Below are 16543 nucleotides of genomic sequence, written 5' to 3' on the forward strand. Positions count from 1 at the left end.
GCGGGCTGAATCGCCCGCGATCGGGTCTCAGAGGCTGAAATTGTCGCCGAGATAGAGCCTGCGCACGTCAGGATTGGTGACAATATCGTTGGCGCGACCATGCGTCAGCACTTCGCCCGCATGGATGATATAGGCGCGGTCGATCAGGCCGAGCGTCTCGCGAACGTTATGATCGGTGATGAGCACGCCGATACCGCGCGAGGTCAGGTGGCGGACAAGCGCCTGGATGTCGGCGACCGAAATCGGATCGACGCCGGCAAAGGGCTCGTCGAGCAGCATGAAGGTCGGGTCGGTCGCAAGCGCACGGGCGATTTCGAGACGGCGGCGTTCGCCGCCGGAAAGCGCGATCGCCGGCGACTTGCGCAGATGGGTGATGTTGAACTCGCCGAGCAGGTCGTTGAGCTTGCTCTCGCGCCGCTCCAGGTTCTTGTCGTGGACCTCGAGAACCGCGCGGATGTTCTCCTCGACCGTCAGTCCGCGGAAGATCGACGCTTCCTGCGGCAGGTAACCGACGCCGAGACGCGCGCGCCGATACATCGGCATGGTCGTCACGTCGTTGCCGTTGATCTCGATCGAGCCCTCGTCGACGGGCACGAGGCCGGTGATCATGTAGAAGCAGGTGGTCTTGCCGGCGCCGTTCGGGCCGAGCAGGCCCACGGCCTCACCGCGCCGCACCACCAGCGACACGCCGTTGACGACCCGGCGCTCGCGATAGGCCTTGGTGAGCCCGCGGGCGATCAGCGTGCCGTCATAGCGCGCCTTGTCGACCGCATGGCCGGAAGCGACCGCAGCGGTCGCCGACGGTTTGCGGACCCGTTTGCGCTTGTGGAGGAAGGGAAGTTGCACGAGCGGTCTACGTCAGTTCTTCTTGCGGGACTGCGGGTCGAGCTGGATCTGCACGCGGCCGCCGCAGGCTTCGAGCTGGGCCTCTCCGGTTTCCATCTGGACGTTGAGCTGGCAGCCGACGAAAACGTTCTTGCCTTCCGACAGAACGACCTTGTCGCCCTTGAGAACGAAGACCTGCTTGGTCATGTCGAACGAACCGGTATCGGCCGTCGCCTGTTGCGTGCCGGAGCTCAGGAACACCTTTTCGCTGACCTCGATACGGTCGATGTCGGCGTCGCCGCTCGAAACCGAGCCGCCGCCGGACTTGTAGAAGACGACCATGTTGCCGGCCTGCAGCGTCGTCGTGCCCTGCACGACCTTGACGTTGCCAGTAAAGATCGCTTTGCTTTCCGGGTCCTTGATTTCGAGCTTGTCGCTCTCGATCTGGATCGGCTTGTCGTTGGACAGTTCAAGGCCCTTCATCTTGCTCGACGTGGCCTGCGCAAAAGCGCCGGAGGCAATAATCAAAGCGCCCGCTCCGGCAATGGCCAGGCTGGCGGAAATCTTCAAAAATGAGGCGGTTGTGACCGACATGGAGTGCACCGGGTCCTATTTCGCGTTCTTGCGGATGGCGGTGGGCTCGACGTTCACCCTCACCATGCCCTCGAATATTACAATACGTCCCTTATCCGTCATTCGCAGCGTCTGCGCAATGATCGAACCGCCCTTCATGCTGATCGCAACGGGCTTCTTCGTTTCCATCTCGCCGGCATTGATGTCCAGATAGGCCGACTGGAAGTCGGCGTTGATGCCATTATTGACGGAAATGGTGAACGGGGCGTTCATGTCGAGCGTATTGGCGCCGCGATCGTAGATGCCGTTGGTGGCGTCCACCGTCGCGATCATGGAATCCTTCATCGGCATTTCCGCGTGGATCGTCTGCAGCGTGATGATATCGGGGTTGGCGATATCCTGGAGCGCCCGCTGCGCCTTCATCGAATAGCTGATGCCCTGTTTGTTGCGGCCGGAAATCGCCGGGTTCTTCATGACGATCTTGCCGTCCTCGATCGTTGCGGTCTCGATCTGCAGGTCGACGGGCAGGAAGGCGCGCACGAAGGATACGGCGGCAAATACGATGGCGATGATGCCGGCGACGATCGGCAGGATGACCTTCAGGCGGCGCACGCGCGCGGAATGCCGCGCGGCAAGCGCATAGGCGTCGGCGGAGCTCGCACCCGTATCGGCAAAGATGCCCGGGGCTGGCGCGTGGTTCAACATGGAAGGGCCTGTCGGTTCTACTGCTTTTATTGTCGTTGACCCGGTGAAGGGTCATTTACATACATGGGTGTAAGTCGTCGCAAATATGGATATTTTTTGCTGCCGCACAATGGCGCCGCAAAAAAACTCGGGTGAAGCGCAAAAACGCCAGCCGCGGCTTTCAACCGTGGCCAAGCGCGTCTATGGAATATGCCTCTGCGCGCGCAGATAGCATGTTCCTGCGGAAACTGACAGAAGCTGCGCCAACAAATCGGGAGAAACCCACATGGACGAACTCGCCATCGCCGATCGCCGCAGCTTGCGCCGGAAATTGAGTTTCTGGCGCTTTGTGGTGGCGGGCCTGCTTCTCGTCGCCGCATTCGCGATCTTTGCCTGGTCGGGGGCTGCCGACGACGTCGGCCGCAACAGGCAGCATGTGGCGCGCGTCGCAATCACCGGCTTGATCCAGGATGACCGAGAGCTGCTCGAACGTCTCCAGAAAATCGCCGACAACGACAGCGTCAAGGCGCTGGTCGTGACCATTTCGTCGCCGGGCGGCACGACCTATGGCGGCGAGGTCATCTATAAGGCGATCCGCAAGGTTGCCGCCAAGAAGCCTGTCGTTTCCGATGTCCGCACGCTTGCCGCGTCGGCGGGCTACATGATCGCGCTCGGCGGCGACACGATCGTTGCCGGCGAAAGCTCGATCACCGGCTCCATCGGCGTCATCTTCCAGTACCCGCAGATCAAGGAGCTGATGGATAAGCTCGGCGTTTCCCTGGAATCGATCAAGTCGCGGCCGCTGAAGGCCGAGCCGTCGCCCTTCCATCCGGCGAGCGACGAGGCAAAGGCCGTGATCCAGTCGATGATCGACGACAGCTACGCCTGGTTCGTCGACCTGGTTGCCGAGCGCCGCAAGCTGCCGCGTCCGGACGCACTGCTGCTCGCCGACGGACGCATTTTCACCGGCCGCCAGGCGCTCAAGGCGAAGCTTGTCGACACGCTTGGCGGAGAAGACGAAATTCGTGCCTTCCTCACGGAGAAAAAGGTATCCAAGGACCTGCCGATCGTGGATTGGGAAGCGCCGCGCAAGACCCTGCCTTTTGGTCTCGGCGCGATCGCCGCCAACTGGATCAAGATGTTGGGATATGACGCTTTTCCGGCAATGAGCGGGCTCGAAAAAGTTGCGGGCGACAAGTTGTTTCTTGACGGTCTTGTTTCGGTTTGGCAGGTTGATGGCCAATGAGCAAGGCGACATATACCCAGCCTGAACCGTGAAGCGATGTCGGTGATTTCGCAAATGCCGCGCACCGCCTTGCGGAAATCACAATGCAGACCGAAAAAAGCAAAACAAACAAGAATTTGAGGGGGCGACAGTGATCAAGTCAGAACTGGTGCAGATTGTTGCAGCTCGCAATCCGCATCTCTACCACCGCGATGTCGAAAATATCGTCAACGCGGTCCTCGATGAGATCACCGACGCGCTCGCCGCAGGCAACCGTGTCGAACTGCGCGGCTTCGGTGCCTTCTCGGTCAAGAACCGGCCGTCGCGGTCCGGACGCAACCCACGCACCGGCGATTCCGTTTTCGTCGAGGAAAAGTGGGTTCCGTTCTTCAAGACCGGCAAGGAACTGCGCGAGCGGCTCAATCCGGGCATGAACGGCGACGACGAGGATTGATCGTCCTTGGCGGTCGCCAGAGGCCCGCAAACGACCCCTGTAGTCGAGGCCCGTTGCCGGCAAGCGTCCGGCAAAGAGAACGGGTGTCGGCGAAATGGAGCGATTGAATGTTCAAGAAACTGATCAACATCGTTGTTCTCGTGCCGGTCGCCATCGTCCTGATCGTGCTGAGCGTAGCCAATCGCCAGAGCGTGACGCTGGCGCTGAACCCGTTCCGGCCTGAAGACAGCGTGCTTTCCGTCAGTGCGCCGTTCTTCGTCTTCCTGTTCCTTGCCGCGATCGTCGGCGTCATTCTCGGCGCTGCCGCAACCTGGTTCAGCCAGGGCAAGTACCGCAAGCGCGCGCGCAGCGAAGCGAGCGAAGCGCTGAAATGGCACCGCGAAGCTGAAAAGCACCGCAGCCAGGCGGAAAAGCTCGCGACCCAGGCGACGCTCGCCGCTCCGCAGAACTGATCAAGGCAGACATCCCCGAAGACCCGGGACGGCATGATCGCTCGGCCGGCGTCGGGCCTTCAGCTGGCGGCTTCCGGCGTCCCGCCGACGGCGGCGCTGAAATCGGCGAAGAATTGCTGTGCCAGTTTCTTGGCGGTCGAGTCGATCAGGCGTGAGCCGAGCTGTGCGAGTTTGCCGCCGATCTCCGCCTTGACGTCGTAGCGCAGCACCGTTTCTTCCCCGTCTTCGCTCAAGGCGACGTCCGCGCCGCCCTTGGCAAAGCCGGCAATGCCGCCCTTTCCCTCGCCCGAGATCGTATAGCTCTCCGGCGGATTGAGATTGGAGAGCATGACATTGCCGGTGAAGGAGGCCGAGACCGGGCCGATCTTGATCTTCACCACGGCCGCAAGCTCGGTTGGCGATTTCATCTCCAGCGATTGGCAGCCGGGGATGCATCGCTTGAGGATGTCCGGGTCGTTGAGGCCACGCCACACCGCGTCGCGCCCAGCCGAAATCCGCTCTTCGCCGGTCATGTCCATGCGTTTCCTCCCCCGTCCTGTGCCTTGCGCCCGGTATCGCGCGCAAGAGGTCCTCCGGACACATTAGACCTGCCGCTGATTGTCCGGAAGCCGGTTGTGGCTCGAGGAAATCTGCGGCGGGTTCTTGCGCCTTGATCTTCGCAAAACGGAAACGGCTTTGCCAAGAGCATCAGCGATGCTATTTGCAGCTTCAATGGATGCCGTGGCTGAAAGCTGCGGCGACAAACCTCATGGCGTCCGCCCGCTCGTACCGGATACTGCGCAGGGCAGGCGGCGCATGCTCTAACAAAGCCCAGGGATTTCAGCGTGAAGGAAAAGGACCGGCGGTCGAAGAATGCCTCCGTGACGACGGCCAAGGGCCGCGGTGCCGAGGCGCGTGGCGGCGGCCGCCACGGGGAGAAGCGGCCGGCACCGCAGAAAGGCGGCGGCTTCAAGGAGCGGCCAACGCGACCGGCGGCAACGCAGGGCGCGGAGATGCGTGAGAAGCCGGCAAAGCATGCGCCTGTGCAGGAAACGCCGGCGCGGGTGATCGCGCGGCGAACCGGTGACAAGCCGGCCGAGCGCGTGCCGCTCATTCTCGAAACGTCGGACGCATCCGGCTATCACCTGATCGACAGCGGCGCCGGCGAAAAACTCGAGCAATACGGTCCCTACCGCATCGTGCGCCCCGAGGCGCAGGCGCTCTGGCCGCGCAGCCTGCCCGATAGCGTCTGGGAAAAGGCCGACGCGATCTTCACCGGCGACACCGACGAAGACGGCATGGGCCGCTGGCGCTTTCCCGGCGCCGTGCTCGGCGAGACCTGGCCGATGCAGCTTCTCGGTACCGATTTCCACGGACGCTTCACCTCGTTCCGCCATGTCGGCGTCTTTCCCGAACAGCTTGCGCACTGGAGCTGGGTGAAGGACCAGGTGGAGGCGGCCGGACGGCCGCTGAAGGTCCTGAACCTCTTCGGCTACACCGGCGTCGCCTCGCTGATCGCCGCCAGGGCCGGCGCCGAGGTCACCCATGTCGACGCCTCGAAGAAGGCGATCGGCTGGGCGCGCGAAAACCAGCAGCTGGCGCGCGCCGAAAACCTGCCGATCCGCTGGATCTGCGACGACGCAATGAAGTTCATCCAGCGCGAGGAGCGTCGCGGCAGCCGCTACGACATCATCCTGACCGACCCGCCGAAGTTCGGTCGTGGTCCGAACGGCGAGGTCTGGCAGCTCTTCGACCATCTGGCGGCCATGCTCGACATCTGCCGGGAAATCCTGTCGCCCGAGGCACGCGGCCTGGTGTTGACGGCCTATTCGATCCGGGCGAGCTTCTATTCGATCCATGAACTGATGCGCGAGACGATGCGCGGCCGCGGCGGCCGGGTGGAGTCGGGCGAACTCATCATCCGCGAGGGCGGGCTTGACGGCCGCGAGCCGGGCAGGGCGCTTTCGACCTCTCTCTTCAGCCGCTGGGTACCGCAATGACGAACGACAGAAGCGAGCACGGCACTGGCCGTGTCGGTCAGGTGAAGGAGGTCACGAGCCTCACCAACCCGATCATCAAGGACATCCGCGCGCTGACGCAGAAGAAGCACCGCGACGAGACGCGCTCCTTCATGGCCGAGGGCCTGAAGCTGGTGATCGATGCGCTCGATCTCGGTTGGAAGATCAAGACGCTGATCTACGCCAAGGCGGCCAAGGGCAAGCCGCATGTGGAGCAGGTGGCGGCCAAGACCTTCGCCAAGGGCGGGCTGGTGCTGGAAGTCAGCGAGAAGGTGCTCTCGGCGATCACGCGGCGCGACAATCCGCAGATGGTCGTCGGCATCTTCGAGCAGCGCTATCGGTCGCTGAAGGATCTGAAGCCCGAGCTCGGCGAGACCTATGTGGCGCTCGACCGGGTCCGCGATCCGGGCAACCTCGGTACCGTCATCCGCACCGCCGATGCCGCCGGTGCCTCTGGCGTCATTCTCGTCGGCGAGACCACCGATCCGTTTTCACTCGAAACCGTGCGTGCGACCATGGGCTCGGTCTTCGCGATGCCTGTGGCGCGTGCGAGCACCGAGGATTTCATCCGCTGGCAGAAGTCTGCCGGCGTGAAGGTGGTCGCGACCCATCTCGCCGGTGCCGTCGACTATCGCACCATCGACTACAAGACCAAGCCGGTCGTGCTTCTGATGGGCAACGAGCAGTCGGGCCTGCCGGAGGAGCTTGCGCGCGAGGCGGGCGCGCTTGCCCGCATCCCGCAGGCCGGAAGGGCGGATTCGCTCAATCTGGCGATCGCCACCGGCATCATGCTGTTTGAGGCGCGCCGCCACCTTCTGACGCTGGATGCCCGCGCATGAGCGAGAAGCCGGTGCTGTTTTCGCGGCCGCTGCCGATCGCGGTCTTCATCGTCCTCGCGCTCATTGCTGATCAGGCGATCAAGTACCTGGTCGAGCTTTACCTGCCCTTCAACCAGGCGGTCCATGTCGTGCCGATGCTGGCACTCTACCGCACCTACAACTACGGCGTCGCCTTCTCGATGCTGTCGGGCATGGAGGGCTGGTTCATCGTCGGCATGCGGCTCACCGTCTGCGCCTTCGTGCTCTGGCTGTGGAAGCGCACGCCGAAGGATCGGTTCTTCGCCCATTTCGGCTATGCGCTGATCATCGCCGGCGCGCTCGGAAACCTCGTCGACCGGCTGCTCTTCGGCTACGTCATCGATTACATCCTCTTTTACACGGAGACCTGGTCTTTCGCCGTCTTCAATCTGGCCGATACGTTCATCACCATCGGCGCCGGCGCGATCATTCTTGACGAGCTGCTGCACGCGAAAAAGGCGCATCGCTAAGATTTTAGCGATGCGTTGAAGCCATTCGGAACGCCTGTCGTGTTACCCGGAACGCATGAGCGAACCGTCACGACTGCTAGAGCGGATCGAAACCGGCTTCGGGAGAGACGCCCGGGCGGGCAGCGTTGCGCCGGTCTCCGCGCTTCCGCTAGATGCACCGTCGTCCCGCGCGGCGCCGGAGCCGCCAGCTTCTGGCGGGCGCTCCGCCCTCAGGCACGCGTCCCTTGCCTTGCTCGGCCTGATCGCCTCCGGCCTTATTCTCGTGATCGGCATAACCGCCGGCTTTCACCTGTTCGCCGCGGCGATTGCTGCGGCCGGCGTGGTCGGCGCGCTTCTGCTGGCCGTCGAGGCCATCCGCTCCTTTGATAGCGCACCGGTTTCCGAGGAAGTGGAGCGGGACAACGATTGGCATCGCTCCGAAACGTCGGCACTGCTTTCGACCATTCACGATGCGCTGGGCGACCTTGCGATCATGCGCGGCATGGACGGCAAGATCGTCCACGCCAATGCGGTCTTCCATGAGGTCTGCGGCCAGCCGGATGTCCGCGGTCTGGCCTGCAGTGCCCTTGGCCTGAGCTTCGAGCCGAAGGCCGCGCCCAATCACTATCTCGTGCGCATCGCCACGGCCGAGGGCATCCGCCTTTTCGACTGGCATGACGTGATCGCCCGCGATCCGGCAAGCGGCAAGCTCATGCGCCACAGCATTGCGCGCGACGTCACCGAAGAGGCGCGGGCGGCGCGCGAGCGCGAGGCGGCGCGCCGGCGGGCGGAGGAAGCGAGCCGGGCAAAGTCGCGGTTGCTCGCCACCGTCAGCCACGAGATCCGCACGCCGCTTTCGGGCATTCTCGGCATGAGCCATCTGCTCGGCCAGACCCGGTTGTCGAGCGAGCAGAAGAACTATCTCGCAGGCATGCAGCAGTCCGGCCACGCGCTGGTGCAACTGGTCGAGGACCTGATCGACTTCTCGTCGCTTTCGGCCGGCCGCTTCCAGTTCCGCCCCAGCCGACAGGACCCGCGCGGCGTCGTCGAGAGCGTCGTGGAAATGCTCTCCAATCGCGCCCACGAAAAGGGCATCGAGATCGGCGCCACGGTTTCCGTCGACGTTCCCGCACTGATGGCGTTCGACGCGGCGCGCCTGCGCCAGGTGCTTTTCAACGTCATCGGCAACGCGGTCAAGTTCACGGAAGTCGGCGGCGTCTTCGTCAGCGCGGACACGATCGAAGACTGCGTGCGGATCCGCATCGACGATACCGGGCCGGGCATGACGCCCGACGATCTGAAGCGCATCTTCGAGGAGTTCGAGCAGGCCGGCAACGACGAACAGCGCGCCAAGGGTACGGGGCTTGGTCTGGCCATATCCAGGCGCATCATGCAGGCGTGCGGCGGCAGCCTCACGGCCGCAAGCGCGCCCGGTCGCGGCAGCCGCTTCGAAATCCGCCTGCCGCTTGCGGAGGTCGAGGCGGTCGCGACGGAGCGTCGTTCCACCCTTGCCGGATCGCATGTGCTGGTCATGGCCCCCGATGGCCCGGCCTCGGCGGCGCTGGCCGCAACCATCGCAACGCTTGGCGGGCGCTGCCACCGCGCGACGACGCTTGCCGCGGCCCAGCACGTTCTCGCCGACGTGCAGGCTGGCGGCGCGCCGCTCACCGATGTCATCGTCGATCATCGACACGCACAGCAGTACGAGCAGCTGCTGGCGCTCCAGCCGGCCATCGGCCGGCTGGAGCTTCGCCGCACCTACCTGATCAATCCGGAGGAGCGCAACAGCCACCCGGTCAACCAGATGGACGGCTACGAGGCCTGGCTGATCCGGCCCTTGCGCGAAAAGTCGCTGGTCGAGGTGCTGCTCGGCCGGCTGAAGGGCATCGAAAAGCGCGACGCGATCAACGACAACAGGCCGGTGCTTAGGGAAGAGCCCGCCGCCGACCCGGTCCGCCGGCCCGGAGATGGTATCCTGCTGGCCGAGGACGATCCGATCAACGCGCTGATCATCCGCACCCTGCTGCAGCGCTCTGGCCACGCGGTCCAGCTGGTCGGCGACTTTCCCGCGGTCGCGGAAGTGCTGCGGGCGTCTCCCGGAGGCGCCTCGCCGGCGCTCCTCGTCACCGACCTCAACATGCCGGGTGGAGACGGGCTTTCCATGATGCGGCAGATCCGCGCCGACGAGGCAATACGCTCCTTGCCAAGGTTGCCGGTCATCGTGCTGACCTCCGATATCCGCGAGGATATGCGCGACCGCCTGCTTGCAGCCGGTGCGGATGTCGTCCTCGCCAAGCCGGTCGAGCCGCAGGTGCTGACCTCTGAGATTGCGCGTCTGTTGGGTAAACGGTAAGGCTCGCGGTGGTAACGGTAACCATTCCGCAGCGGGGGTTGTACGCCGCTTTGATGTCACTATGTTGTTGCAGAAACGTGGTCTAAGCCCGGCAGACGGAATTGATTCGGGATGACGCGGGATGGCCATCGACCTATTGGAATCGGCGAACGTGGTTGATACTTCTCAGGCTTGCATCGGCAAGAAAGCTGCCGTTCCGACAAGCGACGTGCTTGGCCGGATCGCCAATCTTGAGACGCGTCTTGCCCGCACGGCATCGGAGATCGATGCCGCCCAGGCGGTGCGTTACAAGGTTTTCGTCGAGGAAATGAAGGCGCAGGTCGGCCCCGAGGCGGAGCGGCGCAAGCGCGACGTCGACAGCTGGGATGCGATCTGCGATCACCTGCTTGTTCTCGATACCGCGATCGAAGGCGACGCCGAGGATCAGATCGTCGGCACATACCGCTTGCTGCGCCAGGACGTGGCCGAGCGTTCCGGTGGTTTTTACTCGTCCTCCGAATTCGCGATCGACGCGCTGCTCGCCCGTCATCCGACCAAGCGCTTCATGGAGCTCGGCCGCTCCTGCGTGCTGCCGGAATACCGCACCAAGCGCACGGTCGAACTCCTGTGGCAGGGCAACTGGGCCTATGCGCTGAAATACGGCATGGATGCGATGTTCGGCTGCGGCTCGTTCCCGGGGGTCGTTCCGGCCGAGCATGCGCTGGCGCTGTCCTTCCTCCACCACAACATCCGCGCCCGCGACGACTGGGCCGTCAGTGCGCGCCCGGAACTGCACCGGACGATGGATCTGATGCCGGCCGAGGCGATCAACGCGAAGAAGGCGCTTGCCGCTCTGCCGCCGCTGATCAAGGGCTATATGCGCCTTGGCGCCATGGTCGGCGACGGCGCGGTGGTCGATCATGCCTTCCGCACCACCGATGTTCTGATCGTATTGCCGATCAGCAATATCTCCGGCCGTTACCTCAACTACTACGGCGCCGATGCCGGACGATTCGGTGGCGCCGTCTCCTGATCGGACCTCGGTTGGGTTAACCAAATATTAATGATGGATTTGACTTTCGGGGTCGAAAGAGAGACATGTATTGTCATGTTCTTCTCTAATTTCATGACGAACGAATAGAGAAATAAATGGAGAAACTGCCGATCTTCCGGGGGTCGGCAGGTATAGGGTTCCCAAGACTCCTGCTTTCATAACCTTAAATATAAAAGCACTGCCCGCTATCAAGCCCGCATCCTTATTAGGGAAGCGGGCTTTTCTTCTTTGAAGTTGTTTCGAATTGCTACCAATCGGGTGGTCGAAGTGACCCGATTGGAGGCGGCTGCTTCAGAATGGGGCAGCCGCCGGACCGGCAATGCCGGTCCTACATGCCGGCGTTGTAAGCCGCGATCGCCGCCATGTTGACGATGTCGGAATCCTTGGCCGACATCGAGACGATCTGAACCGATTTGTCCAGGCCGACGAGCAAGGGGCCGATCACGGTCGAACCGCCGAGTTCCTGGAGCATCTTGGTCGAGATCGATGCCGAGTGGAATGCCGGCATCACCAGCACGTTGGCGGTGCCCGAGAGGCGGCAGAACGGATACTGCTCCATGACGCGCGCGTTAAGCGCCACGTCGGCCGCCATTTCCCCGTCATATTCGAAATCGACGCGCCGCTTGTCGAGGATGTTGACGGCTTCGCGCACTCGCTCGGAGCGTTCGCCCGAGGGATGGCCGAAGGTGGAGTAGGCGAGCATCGCCACGCGCGGCACGTAGCCGAGCCGCTTGGCGAGGCCTGCCGCTTCCTCGGCGATCTCCGCCAGTTCCTCGGCCGTCGGCATGTCGTGCACGGCCGTATCGGCGACGAGCACGGTGCGGCCGCGGCAGAGCGCGATCGAGACGCCGATGACGCGGTGGCCCGGCTTCGGGTCAATGCAGCGGCGCACATCCTCGAGGGCGGTCGAATAGTTACGGGTGAGGCCGGTGACCATGCCGTCGGCGTCGCCGAGCGCGACCATGCAGGCGGCGAAGTGGTTGCGGTCGTTGTTGATCAGGCGCTGCGCATCGCGGAAGAGGAAACCCTTCCGCTGCAGGCGGGCATAGAGATAGTCCGTATAGGCGCTGACGCGCTTCGACAGCCGCGCGTTGACGATCTGGATGCCGGGGCGGTCGAGGTCGATGCCTTCGCGCTCCGCGGTTTCGCGCATGCGCTCTTCACGCCCGAGCAGGATGGCGGTGCCGAGCTGCTGGTTGGCATAGGCGATCGCCGAGCGCATGACCTGCACCTCTTCGCCTTCGGCAAAGACGATGCGCTTCGGCTGGCGACGGACGCGCTCGTAGATGCGCTGCAGCGTCGAGGCGATCGGGTCGCGGCGGGCGGAGAGCTGGCGGCCATAGGCTTCAAGGTCGGTGATCGGCTTGCGGGCAACGCCGCTTTCCATCGCGGCCTTCGCGACCGCCATCGGGATCGCCGAGATCAGGCGCGGATCGAAGGGGACCGGGATGATGTATTGCGGGCCGAAGCGCGGGCGGTTGCCCTGATACGCGGCGGCGACGTCGTCGGGCACGTCTTCCTTGGCAAGGCTCGCCAGTGCTTCGGCAGCCGCGATCTTCATCTCGTCGTTGATCGTCGTCGCGCGCACGTCGAGCGCGCCACGGAAGATGTAGGGGAAGCCAAGCACGTTGTTGACCTGGTTCGGATAGTCCGAACGGCCGGTGGCGACGATCGCGTCGTCGCGGATGCGGGCGACCTCTTCCGGGGTGATTTCCGGATCGGGATTGGCCATGGCGAAGATGATCGGCCGCGGCGCCATCGAGCGGACCATGTCTTCCGACAGTGCGCCCTTGGCCGAGAGGCCGAAGACCACGTCCGCGCCGTCCATCGCTTCGGCGAGCGTGCGGCGGTCGGTCTTGACCGCATGCGCCGATTTCCACTGGTTCATGCCCTCGGTGCGGCCCTGGAAGATCACGCCCTTGGTGTCGCACAGGATCACGTTCTCCGGATTGAAGCCCATCGACTTGATGAGCTCGATACAGGCGATCGCCGCCGCACCCGCGCCGTTGCAGACGAGCTTCGTCGTCTTGAAGTCGCGGCCCGTCAGCGCCAGCGCGTTGATGAGGCCGGCGGCGGCGATGATCGCGGTGCCGTGCTGGTCGTCATGGAACACCGGAATGTCCATGATCTCGCGCAGCTTCTGCTCGATGATGAAACAGTCTGGCGCCTTGATGTCCTCGAGGTTGATGCCGCCGAAGGAGGGGCCGAGGAAGCGCACGCAGTTGATGAACTCGTCGACGTTTTCGGTATCGACTTCGAGGTCGATGGAATCGACGTCGGCGAAGCGCTTGAACAGCACCGACTTGCCTTCCATGACCGGCTTGGAGGCAAGCGCGCCGAGATTGCCGAGGCCGAGAATGGCGGTGCCGTTCGAGATCACGGCGACCATGTTGCCGCGCGTCGTGTAGTCATAGGCGGTGTTGGGATCCTCGGCGATCGCCTTCACCGGCACGGCGACGCCCGGCGAATAGGCAAGCGACAGGTCGCGCTGGGTGGCCATCGCCTTGGTGGGGGAAATCTCCAGCTTTCCGGGGCGACCCTGCGAGTGAAAATCAAGCGCTTCCTGCGCGGTGACGCTCGTCATGGTGCGATCGGTCTTGTCGGTGGCCGGCATGTTTCCTCAATCCTCCTGTGGGCAGGCCTTGCGGCGCGCCTCTTTATGGTTGTCGTCTATATTTGCTTGGCGATAGTGTGCCATCTCTTTTTTCGGAACAATCATGAATTTCGTGACAGACTATTCGAACCGCGCGGGGGAGGTTTTATCCGCTGCCGAATTGGCGAGCGAGGAAAGCCGTTCCACCGCGACGCCGATGATGGAACAATTTATCGAGATCAAGGCGAACAACCCGGACTCGCTGCTGTTCTATCGCATGGGCGATTTCTACGAGCTGTTCTTCCAGGACGCGGTTGAGGCCTCGCGCGCGCTCGGCATCACGCTCACCAAGCGCGGCCAACACATGGGGCAGGAGATCCCGATGTGCGGCGTGCCGGTGCATGCCGCCGATGATTACCTGCAAAAGCTGATCGGCCTTGGTTTCCGCGTCGCCGTGTGCGAACAGGTCGAGGACCCGGCGGAGGCGAAGAAGCGCGGCAGCAAGTCGGTGGTCCGCCGCGACGTCGTGCGCCTGGTAACGCCGGGCACGATCACCGAAGAAAAGCTGCTGTCTCCGTCCGAGACCAATTACCTGATGGCGCTGGCGCGGATCAAAAGCGGCTCCGAGCCGGCCTACGCGCTCGCCTGGATCGACATCTCCACCGGCATCTTCCGGCTTGCCGAGACCGCCGAAAGCCGGCTGCTGGCCGATATCCTGCGCATCGAACCGCGCGAACTGATCCTTGCCGACACGGTGTTTCACGATCCGGAGCTTCGGCCCGTCTTCGACGTGCTCGGCCGCGTGGCCGTGCCGCAGCCGGCGGTGCTGTTCGACAGCGCGACGGCGGAAGGGCGCATTGCCCGCTACTTCGGTGTCAAGACGCTCGACGGCTTCGGCACGTTTTCGCGCGCCGAACTGGCGGCAGCGTCCGCAGCGATCTCCTATGTCGAGAAGACCCAGCTTGCCGAACGCCCGGCGCTCGGAACGCCCGAGCGCGAAAGTGCGGCCTCGACGCTGTTCATCGATCCGGCGACGCGCGGCAATCTCGAACTGGTCAAGACGCTGTCGGGCGCGCGCGAAGGCACGCTGTTGAAGGCTCTCGACCGCACGGTGACGAGCGGCGGCGCCCGGCTTTTAGCCGAGCGGCTGATGTCGCCCCTGACCGATCCGGATCGCATCAACGAGCGGCTCGACTCGATCGAGATCCTTGCGGACCAGCCCTCCTTTTCCGGCGACCTGCGCGATGCGCTGAGGCGCGCGCCGGATATGCCGCGTGCTCTGTCGCGCCTCGCGCTCGGTCGCGGTGGACCGCGTGACCTCGGCGCCATCCAGGCCGGCCTGCACGCGTCCGCGTCGATTTCGCGGCTGATGGCCGCCGGCACGCTTTCGGACGAACTGAAAGAGGCACGCGCGGCGATCGACGCGTTGCCCGCCGGCCTGCTCGGCCTGCTCGACGCGACGCTTGGCGAAGAGCTGCCGCTTCTCAAGCGCGACGGCGGTTTCGTCTGTGAAGGCGCCAACGCCGAGCTCGATGAGGTCAGGGGCCTGCGCGATCAGTCGCGCCGGGTGATCGCCGGGCTGCAGCTGCAATATTCCGAAGAAACCGGCATCAAGTCGCTGAAGATCAAGCACAACAACGTGCTCGGCTACTTCATCGAGGTGACGGCGGGCAATGCCGGATCGATGACCGACACGGATGCCGGCCGCGCCCGCTTCATCCATCGCCAGACCATGGCGAACGCGATGCGGTTCACGACGACGGAACTCGCCGAACTCGAAAGCAAGATCGCCAATGCCGCCGACCGGGCGCTGTCGATCGAGCTCGAAGCCTTCGACCGGATGACGACAGAGGTCGTTTCCGCTGCCGAGGCGCTGAAGGCCGCTGCATTGGCGCTCGCGACGGTGGACGTCTCTGTCGGCCTTGCTGTGCTCGCCGAAGAACAGGCCTACGCGCGGCCAACCGTCGACCGCTCGCGCATGTTTGCCATCGACGGCGGCCGTCATCCGGTGGTCGAGCAGGCGCTGAAGCGTCAGGCGTCCAATGCTTTCGTCGCCAACGGCTGTGATCTTTCCCCGCCGGAGGGCGAGGAGGGCGGCGCGATCTGGTTGCTCACCGGTCCGAACATGGGCGGTAAGTCGACCTTCCTCAGGCAGAACGCGCTGATTGCGATCATGGCGCAGATGGGCACCTTCGTACCGGCCGCGAGCGCCCATATCGGCATCGTCGACCGGCTCTTCTCCCGCGTCGGCGCCTCCGACGATCTGGCCCGCGGCCGCTCGACCTTCATGGTCGAGATGGTCGAGACCGCCGCGATCCTCAACCAGGCAACCGATCGTTCGCTCGTCATCCTCGACGAGATCGGCCGCGGCACGGCCACCTTCGACGGTCTGTCGATCGCCTGGGCTGCGGTCGAGCATCTGCATGAGGCGAACCGCTGCCGCGGCCTTTTCGCCACCCACTTCCACGAACTGACCGTGCTTTCGGAAAAGCTGGCGCGGCTCTCGAACGCGACCATGCGCGTCAAGGAATGGCACGGCGACGTGATCTTCCTGCACGAGGTCGGTCCGGGTGCGGCCGACCGCTCCTATGGCATCCAGGTCGCTCGTCTTGCCGGCCTGCCGGCTTCGGTGGTGGCGCGTGCCAAGGACGTGCTCGCCAAGCTCGAGGACGCCGATCGCAAGAACCCGGCGAGCCAGCTGATCGACGATCTGCCGCTTTTCCAGGTGGCGATCCGTCGTGAAGAGGTGAAGCCCGCCGGAAACTCCCGGGTGGATGAGGCGCTGAAGGCGCTGAACCCCGATGACATGACGCCGCGCGAAGCGCTTGATGCGCTCTATGCCCTGAAGAAGGAGCTGAGCGCCGCCAAGGCGGGATGAGGAACATGCGTGCGGTTTTTCGCCCGCATCCCGCCAGCCGTTGCCCAAGCCGCCGTGCGCCTTTTTCCTGTGCAAGCCGTCGGTAAAAAGGCTATACAGCGCCGCGCGCCTTTGCGGGCGCGGCGCTTGAATGCTGTTTGGTCTTTATTCGGCCTCGGTCGCAAGGATCA

General features: G+C 64.0%; 13 protein-coding genes and 1 pseudogene. 9 read left to right on the forward strand and 5 right to left on the reverse strand.

Features of this window, described 5'->3' with window-relative positions:
- Positions 1 to 27: 27 nt before the first annotated feature.
- From lptB to lptC, 3 genes are read right to left on the reverse strand one after another with little or no spacing between them, the layout of a single operon-like run.
- Entirely contained in the window at positions 28 to 846 is an 819-nt protein-coding gene (gene lptB, locus C1A35_RS01740; protein ID WP_043615614.1) for an LPS export ABC transporter ATP-binding protein, read from the reverse strand.
- Positions 847 to 858: 12 nt separating this feature from the next.
- Positions 859 to 1419, reverse strand: coding sequence for an LptA/OstA family protein (locus tag C1A35_RS01745; RefSeq protein WP_104662639.1), 561 nt, complete (start codon positions 1417 to 1419; stop codon positions 859 to 861).
- A 15-nt stretch (positions 1420 to 1434) separates the two neighbouring features.
- Complete coding sequence (gene lptC / locus C1A35_RS01750; protein WP_104662640.1) at positions 1435 to 2103, reverse strand: LPS export ABC transporter periplasmic protein LptC; 669 nt, start codon at positions 2101 to 2103, stop codon at positions 1435 to 1437.
- A gap of 265 nt (positions 2104 to 2368) precedes the next feature.
- On the opposite strand from lptC, the gene sppA reads away from it, so the two are divergent.
- The 3 genes and pseudogenes from sppA to C1A35_RS01765 all read left to right on the forward strand — a co-directional run bounded on the left by sppA (position 2369) and on the right by C1A35_RS01765 (position 4213).
- Complete coding sequence (sppA, locus tag C1A35_RS01755) at positions 2369 to 3328, forward strand: signal peptide peptidase SppA (RefSeq protein ID WP_104662641.1); 960 nt, start codon at positions 2369 to 2371, stop codon at positions 3326 to 3328.
- Positions 3329 to 3455: 127 nt separating this feature from the next.
- Positions 3456 to 3761: pseudogene (locus C1A35_RS01760) on the forward strand (integration host factor subunit beta); the annotation flags it as partial.
- Positions 3762 to 3868: 107 nt separating this feature from the next.
- Positions 3869 to 4213: a DUF1049 domain-containing protein gene (locus tag C1A35_RS01765; RefSeq protein ID WP_104662642.1), complete on the forward strand. Its 345-nt coding sequence runs from the start codon at positions 3869 to 3871 to the stop codon at positions 4211 to 4213.
- A 59-nt stretch (positions 4214 to 4272) separates the two neighbouring features.
- On the opposite strand, the gene C1A35_RS01770 is transcribed toward C1A35_RS01765, so the two are convergent.
- Positions 4273 to 4731 carry an SRPBCC family protein gene (locus C1A35_RS01770; RefSeq protein ID WP_104662643.1) on the reverse strand — a complete coding sequence of 153 codons (459 nt, stop codon included), beginning with the start codon at positions 4729 to 4731 and terminating at the stop codon, positions 4273 to 4275.
- 306 nt (positions 4732 to 5037) lie between these two features.
- Here C1A35_RS01770 and C1A35_RS01775 point away from each other — a divergent pair, with 306 nt between their 5' ends.
- The 5 genes from C1A35_RS01775 to C1A35_RS01795 all read left to right on the forward strand — a co-directional run bounded on the left by C1A35_RS01775 (position 5038) and on the right by C1A35_RS01795 (position 10881).
- On the forward strand, positions 5038 to 6192 hold the full coding sequence (locus C1A35_RS01775; RefSeq protein WP_104662644.1) for a class I SAM-dependent rRNA methyltransferase: 1155 nt from the start codon (positions 5038 to 5040) through the stop codon (positions 6190 to 6192).
- The gene (locus C1A35_RS01780) at positions 6189 to 7049 is read left to right on the forward strand and encodes a TrmH family RNA methyltransferase (protein ID WP_104662645.1); all 861 of its coding nucleotides are present in this window, start codon (positions 6189 to 6191) and stop codon (positions 7047 to 7049) included. The genes C1A35_RS01775 and C1A35_RS01780 overlap by 4 nt, the downstream gene beginning before the upstream one ends.
- The gene (gene lspA, locus C1A35_RS01785) at positions 7046 to 7537 is read left to right on the forward strand and encodes a signal peptidase II (RefSeq protein WP_104662646.1); all 492 of its coding nucleotides are present in this window, start codon (positions 7046 to 7048) and stop codon (positions 7535 to 7537) included. The genes C1A35_RS01780 and lspA overlap by 4 nt, the downstream gene beginning before the upstream one ends.
- Positions 7538 to 7592: 55 nt before the next feature.
- Positions 7593 to 9869, forward strand: a complete 2277-nt coding sequence (locus C1A35_RS01790) for a hybrid sensor histidine kinase/response regulator (RefSeq protein ID WP_104662647.1) — start codon at positions 7593 to 7595, stop codon at positions 9867 to 9869.
- 121 nt (positions 9870 to 9990) lie between these two features.
- Positions 9991 to 10881: a GNAT family N-acetyltransferase gene (locus C1A35_RS01795; RefSeq protein WP_104662648.1), complete on the forward strand. Its 891-nt coding sequence runs from the start codon at positions 9991 to 9993 to the stop codon at positions 10879 to 10881.
- 349 nt (positions 10882 to 11230) lie between these two features.
- Here C1A35_RS01795 and C1A35_RS01800 read toward each other — a convergent pair whose 3' ends face one another.
- On the reverse strand, positions 11231 to 13516 hold the full coding sequence (locus C1A35_RS01800; RefSeq protein WP_104662649.1) for an NADP-dependent malic enzyme: 2286 nt from the start codon (positions 13514 to 13516) through the stop codon (positions 11231 to 11233).
- A gap of 103 nt (positions 13517 to 13619) precedes the next feature.
- On the opposite strand from C1A35_RS01800, the gene mutS reads away from it, so the two are divergent.
- On the forward strand, positions 13620 to 16373 hold the full coding sequence (gene mutS, locus C1A35_RS01805; protein WP_104662650.1) for a DNA mismatch repair protein MutS: 2754 nt from the start codon (positions 13620 to 13622) through the stop codon (positions 16371 to 16373).
- The last annotated feature ends 170 nt before the right edge of the window (positions 16374 to 16543 follow it).

Source organism: Ensifer adhaerens (assembly GCF_002940685.1).
GTDB classification, from domain to species: domain Bacteria; phylum Pseudomonadota; class Alphaproteobacteria; order Rhizobiales; family Rhizobiaceae; genus Ensifer; species Ensifer adhaerens_E.